This window comes from Alienimonas sp. DA493, from assembly GCF_043951915.1.
In the GTDB taxonomy this organism is placed as follows: domain Bacteria; phylum Planctomycetota; class Planctomycetia; order Planctomycetales; family Planctomycetaceae; genus Alienimonas.
This window is the reverse complement of record NZ_JBINJD010000034.1, coordinates 1-16,200: the sequence shown is the minus strand read 5'-3', so window position 1 is coordinate 16,200 and position 16,200 is coordinate 1. Positions and strand designations below refer to the sequence as shown.

General features: G+C 70.7%; 17 protein-coding genes. 2 read left to right on the top strand and 15 right to left on the bottom strand.

The window, feature by feature from the left end; genetic code table 11:
* Positions 1 to 49: 49 nt before the first annotated feature.
* Positions 50 to 556, bottom strand: a complete 507-nt coding sequence (tpx, locus tag ACG2DA_RS07555; RefSeq protein ID WP_395254931.1) for a thiol peroxidase — start codon at positions 554 to 556, stop codon at positions 50 to 52.
* Positions 557 to 908: 352 nt separating this feature from the next.
* Here tpx and ACG2DA_RS07550 point away from each other — a divergent pair, with 352 nt between their 5' ends.
* Positions 909 to 1,601, top strand: coding sequence for a PDZ domain-containing protein (locus ACG2DA_RS07550; protein ID WP_395254930.1), 693 nt, complete (start codon positions 909 to 911; stop codon positions 1,599 to 1,601).
* A 12-nt stretch (positions 1,602 to 1,613) separates the two neighbouring features.
* On the opposite strand, the gene ACG2DA_RS07545 is transcribed toward ACG2DA_RS07550, so the two are convergent.
* From ACG2DA_RS07545 to ACG2DA_RS07480, 14 genes are all read right to left on the bottom strand, one after another.
* Entirely contained in the window at positions 1,614 to 2,960 is a 1,347-nt protein-coding gene (locus ACG2DA_RS07545) for a beta-ketoacyl-[acyl-carrier-protein] synthase family protein (protein ID WP_395254929.1), read from the bottom strand.
* 293 nt (positions 2,961 to 3,253) lie between these two features.
* On the bottom strand, positions 3,254 to 4,510 hold the full coding sequence (gene fabF / locus ACG2DA_RS07540) for a beta-ketoacyl-ACP synthase II (protein WP_395254928.1): 1,257 nt from the start codon (positions 4,508 to 4,510) through the stop codon (positions 3,254 to 3,256).
* Between the two features lie 134 nt (positions 4,511 to 4,644).
* A complete protein-coding gene (gene acpP, locus ACG2DA_RS07535; RefSeq protein ID WP_145360961.1) occupies positions 4,645 to 4,893 on the bottom strand; it encodes an acyl carrier protein in 249 nt (82 codons plus the stop codon).
* 253 nt (positions 4,894 to 5,146) lie between these two features.
* Complete coding sequence (gene fabD / locus ACG2DA_RS07530; protein ID WP_395254947.1) at positions 5,147 to 6,052, bottom strand: ACP S-malonyltransferase; 906 nt, start codon at positions 6,050 to 6,052, stop codon at positions 5,147 to 5,149.
* Complete coding sequence (gene plsX, locus ACG2DA_RS07525; RefSeq protein WP_395254927.1) at positions 6,049 to 7,086, bottom strand: phosphate acyltransferase PlsX; 1,038 nt, start codon at positions 7,084 to 7,086, stop codon at positions 6,049 to 6,051. Before plsX ends, fabD begins: the two co-directional genes overlap by 4 nt.
* 189 nt (positions 7,087 to 7,275) lie before the next feature.
* Positions 7,276 to 7,458 (bottom strand): 50S ribosomal protein L32, encoded by a 183-nt coding sequence (gene rpmF, locus ACG2DA_RS07520; protein ID WP_395254926.1) that lies wholly within the window; start codon positions 7,456 to 7,458, stop codon positions 7,276 to 7,278.
* Positions 7,459 to 7,637: 179 nt separating this feature from the next.
* On the bottom strand, positions 7,638 to 7,916 hold the full coding sequence (locus ACG2DA_RS07515; RefSeq protein ID WP_395254925.1) for a CPXCG motif-containing cysteine-rich protein: 279 nt from the start codon (positions 7,914 to 7,916) through the stop codon (positions 7,638 to 7,640).
* A 292-nt stretch (positions 7,917 to 8,208) separates the two neighbouring features.
* Positions 8,209 to 8,967, bottom strand: coding sequence for an MBL fold metallo-hydrolase (locus ACG2DA_RS07510; protein WP_395254924.1), 759 nt, complete (start codon positions 8,965 to 8,967; stop codon positions 8,209 to 8,211).
* Positions 8,968 to 9,070: 103 nt separating this feature from the next.
* Entirely contained in the window at positions 9,071 to 10,579 is a 1,509-nt protein-coding gene (gene gnd, locus ACG2DA_RS07505) for a decarboxylating NADP(+)-dependent phosphogluconate dehydrogenase (RefSeq protein ID WP_395254923.1), read from the bottom strand.
* Between the two features lie 176 nt (positions 10,580 to 10,755).
* Positions 10,756 to 11,652, bottom strand: coding sequence for an HAD family hydrolase (locus tag ACG2DA_RS07500; protein ID WP_395254922.1), 897 nt, complete (start codon positions 11,650 to 11,652; stop codon positions 10,756 to 10,758).
* Positions 11,653 to 11,775: 123 nt separating this feature from the next.
* The gene (locus ACG2DA_RS07495) at positions 11,776 to 12,519 is read right to left on the bottom strand and encodes a hypothetical protein (protein ID WP_395254920.1); all 744 of its coding nucleotides are present in this window, start codon (positions 12,517 to 12,519) and stop codon (positions 11,776 to 11,778) included.
* A gap of 12 nt (positions 12,520 to 12,531) precedes the next feature.
* Positions 12,532 to 13,845 carry a diphosphate--fructose-6-phosphate 1-phosphotransferase gene (locus tag ACG2DA_RS07490; RefSeq protein WP_395254918.1) on the bottom strand — a complete coding sequence of 438 codons (1,314 nt, stop codon included), beginning with the start codon at positions 13,843 to 13,845 and terminating at the stop codon, positions 12,532 to 12,534.
* Between the two features lie 77 nt (positions 13,846 to 13,922).
* Positions 13,923 to 14,948 (bottom strand): hypothetical protein, encoded by a 1,026-nt coding sequence (locus ACG2DA_RS07485; protein ID WP_395254917.1) that lies wholly within the window; start codon positions 14,946 to 14,948, stop codon positions 13,923 to 13,925.
* Positions 14,945 to 15,352 carry a hypothetical protein gene (locus ACG2DA_RS07480; RefSeq protein ID WP_395254916.1) on the bottom strand — a complete coding sequence of 136 codons (408 nt, stop codon included), beginning with the start codon at positions 15,350 to 15,352 and terminating at the stop codon, positions 14,945 to 14,947. The genes ACG2DA_RS07485 and ACG2DA_RS07480 overlap by 4 nt, the downstream gene beginning before the upstream one ends.
* Positions 15,353 to 15,424: 72 nt before the next feature.
* Between ACG2DA_RS07480 and ACG2DA_RS07475 the strand changes: the two genes are divergently transcribed.
* The coding region (locus tag ACG2DA_RS07475; protein WP_395254915.1) for an Hsp70 family protein at positions 15,425 to 16,200 on the top strand (776 nt) is incomplete at its 3' end.

Genomic DNA, 16,200 nt, shown 5'->3' with positions numbered 1-16,200 from the left:
CCGGGCGGTCGTTTGGTTCTTGAGTTCTTGGTCTTGGAATTTCCCCGCGTCACCCCTTCGCGGCGGCGATGGCGGCGTCGTAGTTCGGCTCCTCGGCGATCTCGGAGCAGTACTCGACGTGCTTGAGGGTGTCGTCCGGGCCGATCACGAACACCGCCCGGCAGAGGACGCGATCCAGCGGGCCGCCGCTGATCTTCACGCCGTACGCTTCGCCGAAGCCGGCAGTGCGGTGGTCGGACAACGCTTTGACGCTCTCCACGCCCTCGGCGGCGCACCAGCGCTTCAGGGCGAACGGCAGGTCGGCGCTGACGGAGTAGATCGTCAGGCCGGAGTCACTCTTCGCCGCGTCGTTGAAGGTCTTGGTCTCCTTGCTGCACACGCTGGTGTCCAGGCTGGGCACGACGGCGACGATGCGGCTCTTGCCGGCGTCGGTGGAGAGCGTCACGTCGCTCAGGTCGGCGGCCTGCAGGGTGAAGTCCGGAGCCTTATCCCCGACCTTCAGTTCGGGGCCGGAGAGGGTGACGGGATCGCCTTTGAAGGTGACGGACGCAGGCATAGCGGGCGCGTGAGAGATTGGGGTTGAAACGGAAGGCCGCGGACGAACGGGATTCGAACGTTCTGTGCGCAGACGATCGGCAGACCGACGACCGACGCACCGTGGCGACCCGTCAGGATGGGCGCCGACGGTCGGCCCGGCAACGGTGAGCCCCCCAACCGTCCGGCCCCGGAGGATTCGCCCCCGACCGCTCCGCCTCCAGAAGCTCCGCGCGCGGGGGATCGCGCCCCGACGGGCCCCGCTGTCGGGAGATCACCCGCCCCGCGGCCGCGAGGAGACCCCAGGAGCGATGGCCGGGGGCTGCTTACGGTGAGAGACTCGCCGCTCGACGCCCCTGCCGGAAGCCGCTCCCATGTTCGCCCCGCTGCTCGTCGCCGTCCTTTCGACGCCGCTCGCTCCCCAGGAGGAGGCGGCGCCGGCCGACCCGCCGGCGCCCGGGCCGCTCCGCACCCGCGAAGGCGGCGAGGCCCCCGAGGACGGCAGCGACCGCGGCACGTTGGACGGCATGCCCGACGCCCCCGCCGCCCAGCGGCAACGCGACGGCCGCCCCGACCGCCGCGCTCGGGACGGCCGGCTCGAACCGCAGCTCGTCCCGCCGGACCGCGGGGACTACGCGTTGGGCGTCTACGCCTACAACACCAGCGAGGGCGTCGCCGTCACCGGCGTGATCCCCGGCAGCCCGGCGGCCCGGGTGGGGCTGGAGCGGGGCGACCGCATCATCACGGTGGACGGCTTTCAGGTCGGCTACGTGCGGGGCCGGCTGTACCCGCTGGGCCGGGAGATTCGCCGCCGGGCCGATCGACGCGGCGAGGTGACGCTGCTCGTCCAGAACGTGCGGAACCGGCAACTGCTCAACGTCGACGTCCGCACGGGCCGCGGCGGGCCGGGCATCCCCCGGCGTCCGGTTCCCTTCGAGGCGCCGGAGAGTTCCCCCGGCGATCGACTGCCCGACGTGCTGCGGGACCGTGATCGCGGCGCCCGAGACGACGACCGGCTCCGGCCGCCCCGCGACGATGAGGAACGCCGCCGCGATCGGGACCGGTGACCGGTCCGGCGGCTACTCCGCCCGCACGATCGCGGCGCTCGCCTGACCGCCGCGGGTGCCGTTCAGATTCAGGAACACGGTCTTCCCCTCGTGCGGACGGTGATCGCCGCTGACAAACTGCAGATCGCCGAGGTCGGCGTCCGCGAATTCGTGGTTCAGACAGACCGGGATGAGGCCCTCGCGGAGCATCAACAGGCTGGCGGCGAGTTCCTGCACCCCGCTGCCGGAGCCGGCGTTGCCGGTGAAGCCCTTCAGGCCGGTGATTGGCACCGGGGCTCCCTCCAGCAGCTTGGCGTAGCCGCGGCACTCCTCGGCGTCCGAGTCCCGGGTGGCGACGCCGTGGCCGTTGATGTGGCCGAGATCGGCGGGGGAAAGTCCCGCGTCCCGCAGCGCCGCCCGGCCGGCGACGACCACCGCCTCCCCGAGCCGGCCGGTGGCGTCCAGCTGCGAGACGCAGGCGGAGCCGAAGCCGAGCAATTCGCCGAGGATCGTCGCGCCGCGGGCCTCGGCGTGTTCGCGCTCTTCCAAAATCACCGTGCAGGCCGCCTCGCCGACGACCTGGCCGCGGCGGCCGGCGTCGTACGGTTTGCACCAGGTCCCGGGGGGGCCGTCGCCGTCGGCCAGTTCGCCGAACAGGCCGAGGTTGATCGTGCGAACCGGGTGCAGGTGCGTGCCGGTGGTGCCGGCCACCATCACGTCGGCCCGGCCGCGTTCGATGATGCGGGCGGCCTCGGAGAGGGCCGAGTTGCCGCTCGCCCCGCCCATCGTGAGGGAGTTGCTCGGCCCGCGGGCGTCCAGGGCGATGCCGATGTGGCAGGCAGGCATGTTCGGCAAGTACCTGAGGAGCCAGAGCGGCTCCAGCATCTTCATGCCCTTCTGGCCCCAGCGTTCGAACTGGAACCGGCGCGGCTCCGCGGAGTCGGGGGGCAGCGGTTCGGCGCAGGCGGCGACGGCGTCCGCCAGCACCTCCGGCGGCGTGAACATCAGGTTCGCCCCGAAGTCGACGCCCATCCGGCTGCGGTCGAGGGCGTCGAGGTCCAGCCCGCTGTGCTGCACGGCGTGCATCGCGGAGACGACGCCGAGTTCGATCTCCCGGCACATCACCTTGATGAACTTGCGCTGCTTCTTGGGCATCGCCTCCTTGGTGACGCCGTCGTCGAAGTCCGGGATCTCCCCGCCGACGTTGCCCGGGGCGGCGGAGGCGTCCATCACGTCGGTGACGACGCCCACGCCGCTGCGTTTAGCCTTCAAGGCTTCCAGAAACGGCTCCACGCCAATGCCCAGCGGGCTAACCACCCCGATCCCGGTGATGACGACGCGGCGGCGGGAGCCGTTGTTAGCTGGGGTCGAGGCGCTCATCAGGACGGTTCAGTCGGTGCCGGCAGGGGTCGAAGCATCGGCGCGAGTCGCCGGGCGGTCAACGTCAGTCCGTGGCGTGCTGCTGCGGGGCCCGACCGGGCCGCCCCGCCGGAGAGCCGCGACCTCAGCGGCGACCCCGGCGACGAGGCCGATCGTCGTGCCGGACACGACGTGGAATGCGAGCCCCAGTTCGACGTGTTGGGGCCGCGTGTAGGCGGGAAGGAGGAGGAAGAGGGCGACGAAGGAGCCCACGCCGAGAACGCAGCCCCAAGCCGCGAATCGCAGCGTCCGCTTCACGCCTTCCCCAACACCAGGCAGGCGTTGTGGCCGCCGAAGCCGAAGGAGTTGTTCAGCACGGCCTTGATCGGCATCGGCCGCGCCTCGTGGGGGACGTAATCCAGATCGCAGCCCTCGCCGGGCTCGTCGAGGTTGATCGTCGGCGGAGCGGCCTGCTCAGTGAGGGCCATCAGGCAGGCGATCGTTTCGACGCCGCCGCTGGCGCCGAGCAGGTGGCCGATCTGCGACTTGGTGCTGCTGACGGCCAGCTTTTTGGCGTGGTCGCCGAACACCGTCTTGATCGCCGCGGTCTCCGCCTTGTCGCCCAGCGGGGTGCTGGTGCCGTGGGCGTTCACGTACTGAATCTCATCGACGTTCAGCCCGGCGTCGGAGATGGCGAACTTCATCGCCCGGCCGGCGCCGCGGCCCTCGGGGTCGGGGGCGGTCATGTGGTAGGCGTCGCTGCTCATGCCGTAGCCGAGCACCTCCGCCAGGATCGTCGCGCCGCGTTTGAGGGCGTGCTCCCAGTCCTCCAGGATCATGATCCCGGCGCCCTCGCCGAGCACAAAACCGTCGCGGTCCTTATCGAAGGGCCGGGAGGCGAGCGCGGGGGCGTCGTTGCGGTTGGAGAGGGCGTTCATCCGGGCGAAGCCGGAAACGCCCATCGGGGTGATGGCCGCCTCGCTGCCGCCCGTCACCATCACGTCCGCCTGCCCGTGCTGGATCAGCCGGAAGGCGTCGCCGATGGCGTTGGTGGCGCTGGCGCAGGCCGTAGCCACGGCGCTGTTCGGCCCCTTGAGGTTGTACAGGTAGGAGATATTCCCGCTGGCGGCGTTGACCATCAGCTTGGGAATCATGAACGGGCTGACCCGGCGAGGGCCGCGTTCGAACAGGGTGCGGTGCTGCTCCTCGATCTCGTGCAGGCCGCCGATCCCGCTGCCGACCAGCACGCCGCGGCGGGTGGGGTCGCCCTCCTCCGCGTCGAGCCCGGCCTCCTTAATGGCCCGGTCGGCGGCGACCACGGCGAACTGGACGAACCGGTCCATCCGCCGCAGTTCCTTCTCCGGCACGTCCACCATCGCGGCGGCGTCGAAGTCCTTGACCTCGCCAGCGAAGTGAACCTTGAACTCGTCCGGCACGAACCGACCGATCCGCGACACGCCGCTTTTGCCGGCGGCGCAGCGTTCCCAGAACTCCTGGCGGGAGTGCCCGAGCGTGGAGATGACCGAACCGCCGGTGACGGCGACGCGGCGTAGTTCGGTCGAACGGGTCACCCGATCGCTACTCACGGAGGGAATCTCACTCACGGCGGGGCGTCGCGCCGGCTCGAGACAGCCGGCGGACGGAACGGAACGACGGGGAACCCGACGCGGGCGACATCCCCGCACGGGCGGCGGAGCCCGGGGGCTCAGCCCTCGGACTGACGCTGTTCGATGTAGTCGACGGCGTCGCCGACGGTCTGAATCTTCTCGTAATCCTCGTCCGGGATGGTGATGTCGAAGGTGTCTTCGAACTCCATCCCCAGCTCGACCAGGTCCAGGCTGTCGGCCTTCAGGTCGTCGACGAATTTGCTTTCGCGGGAGACCTCTTCGACCGGCACGCCGAGCTGGTCGGAGACGATCTGGATGACTTTTTCTTCGGTCGCTTCGGCAGCCACGGGTAATCCTCGGGTCGCCGCCCAGAGACGGCAATGGTAGGGCGGCAGTGATGTACGTCGGGAGCCGGAACCGCTCACGGCCGCCGGCAGGTGAAAGTCGGCGGATGCGCCGGGTGAGCTCTTCGGAGCCCACACCATACGCCGCCGACCGGTCAGGTTCTAACCGTGCCGCGAAAGGGTGTCTACCGCAACGCCCCCGCGGACACGGGTTCCCGGGCGGGGCGGTCCGGCGACGCCGCCGGCGGAGAAAAAATCAGTCGCCGACGGCCGTGCAGGGCATCTTACGGTCGATTCTTTTGAGCAGTCCGGTCAGCACCCGGCCGGTGCCCACCTCGAAAAATCGGTCCACCCCTGCCGCCATCATCGCCCGGATCGAATCCTCCCACCGGACCGGCGCGAGCACCTGGCGGACGAGCAAATCGCGGATTTCCGCGGGATCGGTGTGCGGGGAGGCGTCGACGTTCGACACCACCGGCACCTTCGGCGGGCGGATTTCGACCGCGTCCAGCGCCGCGGCGAGCTGCTCGTCGGCGGGCTTCATCAGGGAGGTGTGAAACGCCCCGGCGACCGACAGCGGGATCGGCCGACCCCCGGCCTTCTCGATCTCCTCGATCGCCCGCGCGACCGCGGCGGTCTCGCCGGAGAGCACCGTATTGCCGGGGCAGAGGAAATTGGCCAGTTCCAGCACGTCGTCGCCGGCGGCGGCGTCCCGCACCCCCTGCACCGCGTCGCGGTCCAGCATCAGGGCGGACACCATGCCGGAGGGGGTCGCCTCCGCGGCGGCTTGCATCGCCCGGCCGCGGGCCTGCACGACCCGCAGGCCGTCTTCGAAGTCGAACGCTTCCGCGAAGGCCAGCGCCGTGTACTCGCCGAGGCTCAAACCGGCGACGTGCGACACGTCCTCCAGCGCCTCGGGATGCTCGGCTTTCAGTTTTTCCAGGGCGGCGTAGCCGGAGACGTAGAGGGACGGCTGCGACACGTCGGTCGCGTTCAGCTTCTCCTCGGGGCCGTGCTCGCAAACGGCGGCGAGGTCGTAGCCGAGGACTTCGGCGGCGCGGTCGTAGAGTTCGGCGGCGGCGGGGTAGTTCGCCCGGAGGGCGGCGCCCATCCCGACGGTCTGGGCTCCCTGCCCCGGAAAGAGCAGCGCGGTCGTCATCAGGAGGCGGGCGGGGCGGCGGGGGCGGTTTGCAGCGAGGCGAGGGCCTCGGCCATGCGTTCGTTGAGGTGGGCGTGACGGAACAGTTCGACGGCCGCCAGAGCGTTCTGAATGGCGGTCGCGTCGCTGGACCCGTGAGAGATGATGCAGGTCCCGTCGATTCCCAGCAGCGGCGCCCCGCCCACCTTGCTGTAGCGGAACCGGTTGCCGAGGGCCTCGAAGCTGGCCTGGGCGGAGGCCATCGCGGCGGGGGCGGTCTCGCCGAGGGCGCCGGCGTTCTGCTTGAGGTCGCCCAACACCTGCCCGGCGGCGGCGGTCATCAGGAACTCGGCGATCCCCTCGGAGACCTTCAGCGTGACGTTCCCCACAAAGCCCTCGCAGACCAGCACGTCGGCCTCGCCCCGGTAGAGCCCCCGCCCCTCGACGTTGCCGACGTAATTCCCGGAGGTCGCCGGACTGGACCGCAGCAGATCGTGCGTCTGGCGGTACAACTCGTTCCCCTTGCCGTCCTCGGAGCCGATGTTCATCAGCCCGATCCGCGGCTTTTCGACGCCCAACACCTCGCGGGCCAGCACGGCGCCCATCACGCCGTACTGAAGCAGATGCTCCGGCTTGGCGAGCGGGTTGGCGCCGACGTCAACGAGAATCGAGCGCCCCTTGAGCGTCGGCAGCGTGACCGCGATGCCGGGCCGCTTCACCCCCTTGAGGAACAGCCGCGTCCGCAGACCCGCGGCGACGACGGCCCCGGTGTTGCCGGCGGAGACCACGGCGTCGACGCGCCGCTCCGCCATCAGCGTCCAGCAGACGGTGATCGAGCAACGGGGCTTCGCCCGCAGGGCAGCCGTCGGCTTCTCCTCCATCCCGACGACCCCGTGCGAGACCTCGAAGGTCAGACGCCCGCCGAAGTCGTCGCCGCCCTCGACCGCAGGCCGCACGACCTCCTCGTCGCCGACGAGGACGACATGCAGATCCGGATCCTCGGCCAGCGCCAGCCGGGCGCCGTCGAGGTTGGGACCGGGCGCGTCGTCGCCGCCCATGGCGTCGAGCGCAACACGGGTGACGCCCCCGGGCGTCGAGCCCGGGGCGAAAGCGGGATCATGCAAAGCCGGGCCGGCGGCTGAGGGAGAATCGGTCACACTGACCTTCGTCAACGGTACGGTCCGCCCGGGCGAGCGGACGACGGGTGAGGCAGACTTGGGCGACGCGACCGCGCCGCCGGGAGACGCTTACTCGTCGTCCGCCTCGACGAGGGTGCGCCCCATGTAGAACCCGCAGTTCGGGCAGACGACGTGCGTCGGCCGCGACGTGCCGCACTGGCTGCACGGCGCGACGGTGGGGGCGGTGCGGCTCATGTGGCTCCGCCGCTTCCGCTTGCGGGCCTTCGAGGTACGCCTTTTGGGAACGGCCATGGTTACAATCCACGTTGCGTTCGGTCAGCCGACGTGGGTCGGGCCGGGGGAAGAACGCACGAAAGAACGACGGAACGGCGACCGCACGGTCGCCTGCGGGCGGCGAAGCATAAACGGGACCGCCGGGACCGACAACCGATCGCCCGTTGCGCTTCCGCTCGCACCTCTTGCGGCCGACGCTATTCCGGTCGGGCCGAGCAACGGGCCGCGCCGTCCGGTCCCACGAAGACCGTCAGCAGGTTGGGCCGACAGCAGACGGGGCAGTCTTCGACGTACTCCTGCTCCGCCCCGGCGGCGGGATCGATCGGCACGACGATCTCCTCCCCGCAGGCGTCGCAGACGTAGGCGGCCTCGCCGACGAACGGAGCGTCGCCCCCCTCCTCTTCCCCCCGACCCGCCGCGGCGGGCGGCCGGATCGGGGCGAATCGCGCGGCGAGATCGAACGGATCGGGCGTCATGGGAGCGGCTCCCAGCCTGTGGCGAGAGGCCCCGCCGGTTTACGGAGGCCGTCGAATCAGCGTAGACTGCGGGACTCCCACTTCATCCCCGCGGCCCCTCGGCCGCTCACCTCCAAGGAGCCCCCCCGCGTATGGGTACCAAGAAGTCCGGCAAAGGTCGTCGCAAGATCGGTCGCAAAAAGCGGCGGATGCGGGCCAAGATCCGTCACAAGAAGTAATCGCAGCGCCCGCGGCCCCGGTCGACCGTCGCGCGACGTTCGCACGGTCCGACCTCCCGAGCCCGCCTGCCCGCTCACAGTTCCGCCCGCAGGCCGTCGACCGCCACGGCGACGTGCGGCGGCGGATTGGTCGCCGCCCCCAGCCCGACCGGATCGGCGGGGTCGGCGGCGTCGGGGCTGACGTGCACCAGCAGGGTGCGCCGCGCTCGCGCCGCCCGGGCCAATTCGAGAACCGGCGTCAGCGTGCTGTGCCCGGTGCGTTCCGCGAGGTCTTCCCAGCCGTCGGGGAAATTGCATTCGTGGACGAACAGGTCCGCGTCCGCGGCGAAGTCGGCCGTCCCCGGCAGCGGGGCGGTGTCGGTGCAGAAGACGAACCGCTTCCCGTCCGCCTCGTACCGTAATCCGAGACTGCCGCCGGGGTGCGTCTGCTCCCGAAAGTGCAGCCGGCCGCCGGCGACGGGCAGCGTTCCACTCTCCTTCTCCGGCAGCGGGTGCCAGGTGAAGCACGGCGGCAGGACCGGGAACAGATCGCGGGCGAACAGGTGTTCGCGGACCGCGTCCAACTTCTCCCGCCGGCCGTGGATGCGCACGGCGGTCAGCGTGCCGCGTTCGATGTGCGCCAACGGGAAGGTGAGGCCGACGACGTGATCGAGGTGGGCGTGCGTCAGCACGAGGTCCAACTCGGTCACGCCGTGGGCGGCCAACCGTTCCGGCGCCCGAAAGAAGGCGGAGCCGGCGTCGATGCAGAGTCCCCGATCCGGCAGCAACACGCAGGTCGTGTGCCGATGGGCGTCGGGGTGGTACCCGCCGGTGCCGAGGAACTCGACGTTCACCCGTCCGCCCCCGGGAACGACCGCATCACGGGCGTCAGCCTGTCAGCAGCCATGAGCCTGCGATGCGTCGGGGGCGGGGGGCGGCGGGGAACTCGTCGGGCCGTCAGCTCTGCTCCGGGGTCTCGGCCGGTTCGCCCGGGTCCTTGCGGAGGTCCAGCCATTCCGAGTGGAACGTTTCCTCCCGGGGCTTGTCGAGGCGCTGGTAGGTGTGGGCGCCGAAATAGTCCCGCTGGGCCTGCAACAGGTTCGCCGGCAGGCGACTGCGGCGGTAGCCGTCGTAGTAGGACAGCGCCGCGGTGAAGCCGGGCATCGGGATGCCCAGGGTCACGCCCTGCCGCACGACCTCGCGCCAGGCGGCCTGCGACTTGTCGATGGCCGTCTTGAAGAAGTCGTCCAGCAGCAGGTTTTCGAGCTGCGGGTTCTTGTCGAACGCGGCCTTGATGTCGTCGAGGAACACGCTGCGGATGATGCACCCGCCCCGCCACATCAGGGCGATGTCGCCGTAGGCCAGGTCCCAGCCGAACTCCGCGGCGGCGGCCTGCATCTGCACGTAGCCCTGGGCGTAGCTGACGAGCTTGGAGGCGTACAGCGCGTCGCCGACGGCGTCGATGAAGGCGTCGCGGTCGCCGTCGAACTTCGTCTGCCCCGGCCCTTTCAGGACCTCTTCCGCCCGCACCCGTTCGTCCTTCTGGGCGGCGAGGCAGCGGGCGTAGACGGCCTCGGTGATGAGGGTCGTCGGCACGCCAAGGTCCAGCGCGTGCTGGGCCATCCATTTGCCGGTGCCCTTCTGTTTGGCGACGTCGAGGATCACGTCTACGAGCGCCTTGCCGGTCTCCGGGTCCTTGGCGCTGAAGATGTCGCGGGTGATTTCGATCAGGTAGCTGGCCAGCACGCCTTTGTTCCACGACGCGAACACGTCGTAGAGCTCGTCGTTGCTGAGGCCGAGGGCCTCCTTCATCAGGAAGTACGACTCGCAGATCAGCTGCATGTCGCCGTACTCGATGCCGTTGTGCACCATCTTGACGTAGTGCCCGCTGCCGGCGGGGCCGACCCACTCGCAGCAGGGAACGTCGTGGTTCGGGCCGACCTTGGCGGCGATGTCCTGCATGATCGGCTTGACCAGCGGCCAAGCCTCCTTGGAGCCGCCGGGCATGATGCTGGGGCCCTTCAGGGCGCCCTCTTCCCCGCCGGAGACGCCGGCGCCGACGAACAGGTAGCCCTCTTTGGTGAGTTCGTCGTAGCGGCGGTTGGTATCGACGAAATAGCTGTTCCCGCCGTCGATGATGACGTCGCCCTCGTCGAGGTGCGGTTTGAGGGCCTCGATCACGGCGTCCACGGCCGGGCCGGCCTTCACCATGATCATCACCTTGCGGGGCGACTTCAGGCTGGCGCACAGCTCGCCGAGGTCGTTGTAGCCCTTCACCCGATCGACGGTGCCCTCGTGCACCTTGTCCACGCCCTCGCCCGGCAGGCTGGCGATGAATTCTTCGGTGGTCGAAGCGGTCCGGTTGTAAACCGCGACGGAATGGCCGTGGTTGGCCATGTTGAGGACGAGGTTCTGCCCCATGACGGCCAAGCCGATCAGGGCGATGTCGTGTTGCGGTTCGGGCATCGGGACGCGGGCGGGCTGCGCTGAACGAAAGACGTGATTGCAGGATTGCCCGCGCAGGATACCGGCGAGCGGCGCCGAGTTCATGCCACGATCCGCGTCCGCCGGCTCCGGGAGCGGCGTACGCGGATCGTGCGGGTCGGGTCGGCGGGACGGTGCAGCCCCCGATCTGACTTCGATTAGCCCTCGACGCGGGGCCAGGTCGGGTCTTCGGGCAGGTGGGCCTGGAACTCGGCGATCAGCTCGGCCTCGTACTCGCCGGCGTATTCGCCGTTGAGGAACCGGTCGCAGCCTTCGCCGTGGAACCGCTCCCAGCTCTCTTCCTCATGGCCCGGGTTGATCGGGTAGAACAGCGCCCCGACCGCGCGGGCGGCCTTCAGATCGCCGGGGGCGTCGCCCATCATCAGCACCTTGCCCTTTTCGTAGCCGTAGGCGGCGGCCTGGCCGAGCGTCTCCTTCTTCCCGCCGGCTTCCTGCCCGCAGATCGCCTCGACGTACTTGGCGATATCGTGCTCCTCCCACTCCTTCTGGAGGGCGGCGTTGGGGGTGGCGCTGCACACGATCTTGTCCGCGACCGGGTCCAGCTTCTCCAGGCTCTCCCGCACCATCGGGTACGGGCTGACGCCGTGAACCATGGCGTCGATGTCCAGGTTCACCTGCTCGCTCCACCGCAGGCAGTGCGTCAGGTCGGGGTCGCCGTGGGCTTCGACCTCCGCGATCAGCGTGGGGTTGCCCAGGCGGGTCTCCCGGGCGACCCAGTCCCGCAGACCCTTCAGTTCGGGCAGCTTGACGCCGCGGCGGCGGACCTCCGGGCGCTCGGCGAGGTAGTCCAGCACGCTCAGCAGCGCCGGGAAGCGGTTGATGCCGCGTTCCTTGCTGTAGAGGTTCACGAACTCCGCACACTCGCGGCCGTATTTGCTGCAGGCCTGCAGGCCGAAAAACTTGATGATGTTCGGGATGAAGCACTCCTTATGCTTCAGTTCCATCGTGTCGAACGCGCAGCCGTCGGAGTCGATGCCGACGAGGTAGTCCTTGGTGCGGGCGGTGAACTGCGTGTCGAGCGGATTGTCGGACATCGGGCGGCGGACCTCTAAGCCCTTGGCGGGCGGGCGTGGGCGGCGGAACGGAAGAGGCCCGGTCTACCCGGGATCGCGGTCGGCATCCAGCGGGCCGCGGGAGCCCCCCGGCCGCTCCGCCCCTCACCGGGCCTTCCGCCCGGCTCCGCCGCACAGGCTGTTCACGTACATCGCGTGATCCAGCGTGCCGCAACCGGCCCGCACGGCGGCGACCACGTCCACCTTCGCCGGGTCCGGATCGAGCACCGCCTCCGGCAGCCACAGGCCCGGCAGGGCGGCGCTCTTGAGGTAGCCGTCGCCGCGGTCCGGGCGGCGGGGGTCGTCGTCCAGGCGGAACCACTGCAACCCGCCGCGGGCGCCGGCGAGCACGAACTCCGTCACCCCGCCCTCCCGCAGGGCGTCGATCCGGTCCGGCAGATCGCGGTCGCGGTCGGTCTCCGCGGCGCAGACCACCACGGTCGGCGGCCCCTCCAACCGCAGCCCCGTCCCCCGCTCCGTCACCGCCGTGCAGCGGCCGTCGGCGGGGGCGTAGAGGGCGGCGTCGGCGAACAGTTCGTCCCGGCTGGACAGCGTAATCCGCACCTCCGTCGCCCGGACGACGCCCGGCGTCTCCACTTCATACTGCCGTGTCCAGGCCTGCAACGCCTCGGCCAGCGCCTTGCGGCGGGGGGTCGGCGGGAGGTCGTTCAGCCGCACGATCCCCCGCAGCAACTCCGCCCGGGCGGCGTAGCGGGTGCGGGGCAACTCGGCCCGGAAACCCGCGACCGTCGCCCGGTCGCCCTCCGCCAGTCCGCGGCCGAGACCGCCCGCCGGGCCGCCGCTCGGGGGGAGGGCGTACGCCGGGGGAACCGACTGGCGAGCAGACATGGGGGCGCTCCGTCAGGACGGGGGAGATTGGCGATCGGCTTGGGGAACGTAGGCGTCCAGCTTCTGGTCCGCGTAGGTGCGGGCCAGTTTGGCGAAGCGGATGCGGCCGTCGATCACCGGCACGCTGGGATTGCCGTCGCCGATCAGCGGGCGGACGTACTTCAGGAACTCGTCGGTCACGTCCGTGCCGTCCTCGCTGATCCACTCCGACGGGAAGTGCCGCTCGCTGTTGGCGACCTCCTTCAGCGGGGCCTTGTCGTACTTGACGGAGTAGTTCTCGCGATCGGTCCGCAGGATCGTGCTCATGTAACCGTGCTCCCCGGCGGCGGCGAGCAACGCGGCCTTCTCGCCGGCCCGGTAGCTCTCCGCGAGGTCCACGGTGGAGGCGTGGAAGATGCTGTGCCGCTGGTCGGTGCCGGACACGTTGCAGCGGGCGGTGCCCTTCACCGGCAGGCCCCGCTTGTTCACCTCGTTGGTGAGCATCTGGGCGACGGTGATCTTGGAACTGCTGAAGGTCGGGTGCCCGAAGCTGTCGCGGACGATGAACTCCTCGGGGATCTCCAGTCCCTCGATGGAGAGGCCTTCGCTCACCACCACGATCGCCCGACCATGCTCCTTGCAGGTCGCGGCGATCTGCTCGTGGATCTGGTCGATCGTGACCTTCCGCTCCGCCAGATAGATCAGCAGCGGCATCTCGCGGTTCGGGTCCGCCAGCCGGGCGGCGGCGGGGATGTAGCCGATCTTGCGGCCCATCGCCTGACAGATCATCACCGGGTCGGCCGGCGAGGAGCCCATGTTCTCCTCGTTGACCTGCTGAATGTAGTTCGACCAGTACCGGGCCGTGCTGCCGTAGCCGGGGGTGTGGTCGATCAGCTTGAACTCGCTGTCGCCGACGTCGTTGTCGATCGTCTTCGGTCCGCCCAGTCCGCAGACGTCCAGCCCCCGCTCCCGGGCGAGATTCGCCACCTTGTTGGCAGTGTCCATCGAGTCGTTGCCGCCGATGTACACGAAGTAACCGACGTCGTGCGCCTTGAAGACCTCGAGCACCCGGTCGAAGTCTTCGTTCTGCCAGTCCTTCAGCTTGTAACGGCAGGTGCCGATCGCCCCGGCGGCGGGGGTGGTGCCCAGCAGCGCGATCTCTTCCGGGTCCTGGGCCGTCAGGTCGATCAGTTCTTCCTTGAGGACCCCCTCAATGCCGTGATGGCCGGCGTAGACCGTGCCGATTTCGTCCAGCTGGCGGGCCGTCTCGACGACGCCGCGGACGGTGTTGTTGATGACGGCGGAGGGGCCGCCGGACTGGGCGACGATCAGGTTCCGGGCGGGCACGGGCGATACAGAAAGAGGCGAGAACGACGGACGAACGACCGGCCGCCGCGCGAGGCGGCCCCGGCCGGGCGCCGATGCTAGCGTGCCCCGTCCGCGGGCTCCACGCTCGGGACCGGCGGCTCGGCGGGAACCGGGAACAGCGTCACCGTGGCGTCTTCCCAGGAGAACGCGATCCCCGCCGGGGCGAACAGGGCGGTGAGGAATTCGTCCGCGGTCGCCTCCGTCACGTCGATCGAGACCCGGGCGTCCAGGTCGCCGCCGCCGGCCGTCAGTTGGCGTTCGTCGAACTCGAACCGGACCCCGGCGACCGCGTCCATGATGCGTCGCACGCTCTCCCGCTGCACCGTCAGCGTGAACCTCCGCCGGTCCAGCGGCGGGCCCCCGCCCTCCCCCACGGCGGTTTTGGCGGCGAAGGACGTCAGCGGCGGGGCCGGCTCCGCGGCGAAGCCCGCCGGCAGCGGTTCGATCATCACCGCGGTGCGGTCGTCGGACCACACGAACGTCAGCTCAAATGGGGCGAGGACCGCCGCCAGCGCCGCCGGCACGTCGGCCGCGGGCAACCGGCCGGCGGGCCAGAGGTCGTGCGGGACGGCGTCCGGGTTCTCGATCGCCAGCGACGCCGAAGCGGCCACGTCCTCCAGAATCGCCCGCGGCGTCGTCAGGTCCTCCCAGGCGACGTCCCGCTCTTCCAGCGCCCGTTCCCGCGGCGCCCGGCGGACGCCCCGCGTCGGCTCCAACTCCTGCCGGCGGGCCTCGGCGATCGCCAGCGCGGCGGCGCAGGTGGTCGGCGACGCCACATACACCGCCCCGCCCAACGCCACCGCGGCGGCGCCCCCCTGCCCGGCCGCGGCGGCGAGCGCCTCGGCGACGGTCAGGTTCTCCGCGTCCAACGTGACCGGCACGGTCGGATCGACGCCCCGCACGAAGGCCAGCGCCGCCCCGTTCGTCTCCGCCAGCCGGCCCGCCGCCCGCCGCAGCGGCACGTCGTCGAATCGCACCCCCGGCACAATCTTCGCCAAGACCTCCGGCAGAGGGGCCGGCTCGTCCGCGGGAGGCTGGGCGAGCGCGGCCCCAAGCAGGGCGAGCGTGGCGGCGACGTTCACAGCGGGCCGATCTGCGTGGGGAAGGCGATCACCGCGGCGAGGACGTAGGCGGCGGTCGGCAGCAGTCCGCCGAGAAACAGCGTCCACCGCACCGCCCGGTGCCGCAGGCCGAACCGATCGAGCGCGCACTCCGCGATCGGCCCGGCGAGGTATGCCACGTTCACCAGCAATACCCCGGCGAAACAGTTCCCCCAGAAGGCGGGGGCGGCGTAGGTCTCCGGTCCGCACCACAGCGCGACGGGGCTGCACACCGCGGCGAGGACGAGATTGAAGACGATCCGCAGCCGCTCCCAACCGAGGAAAATCGCCTTCGCCTCCGCCCGGCCGAACGCTGCCGGTCGCTCGGGCGGGGCGATCGCTGCGGCGGAGGGCGGAACGGCGGGATCGGTCGCGGCGGCGGTCATGCAAATCGGCGGCGAACGGATCGGAACCGGTTTAGCATACCGCCGACCGTCCTCCGTTCCCGCCCCGCCGCCATGCCCGCCGCCGGTTCCGACGCCGCCCAGACCGCCCCGGGCTCGAAGCGGCGGGTCCGCCGCATCGGCATCGACCTGGGGACGACCTTCAGCTCCCTGGCGGCGCTGGACAAGCACGGCCATCCGGTCAGCATGCCGAACGCCGCGGGGGAGCTCGCCACGCCGTCCGTCGTGCTGTTCGAGCCGAACGGCCAGGCGATCGTCGGCACCGAGGCGGCCCGCCGGGCGATCTCCGCGAGCGACCGCGTCGTGCAGCAAGCCAAGCGGTTCCTGTCCGACCCGGACAAGCGGTGGGAAATCGACGGCCGGTCCGTCAGTCCGACGGAGGTCAGCGCCCTGATCCTCCGGGAACTGCTGCGGTCGGCCCGGTCGCGGTTCGGAGCGATCGAGGAGGCGGTGATCACCGTGCCGGTGCAGTTCGGCGACGCCGAGCGCCGCCGCACCGTCGTCGCGGCCCAGTCCGCGGGGCTGAAACGGGTCACGCTGATCGACGAACCAGTCGCCGCCGCCCTCTGCCACATCCTCGCCGGCCCGGCCTCCGAAGACGGGGCGGCCGACGAGGGCGGCCTGTGGTTCACGGAACTCGCCGCGGAGTCCACCGTGCTGGTCTTCGACCTCGGCGGCGGCACGCTGGACCTGGCGGTCGTCGAATACGGGGCGAACGGCGTGACGGTGCGGGCTGCCGGCGGCGACCCGCAACTCGGCGGCGTCGACTTCACCGCCGCGATCGCCGACGCCCTCGCCGGCCAGTTCGCCCGGGAGAATGCGGACCTCGG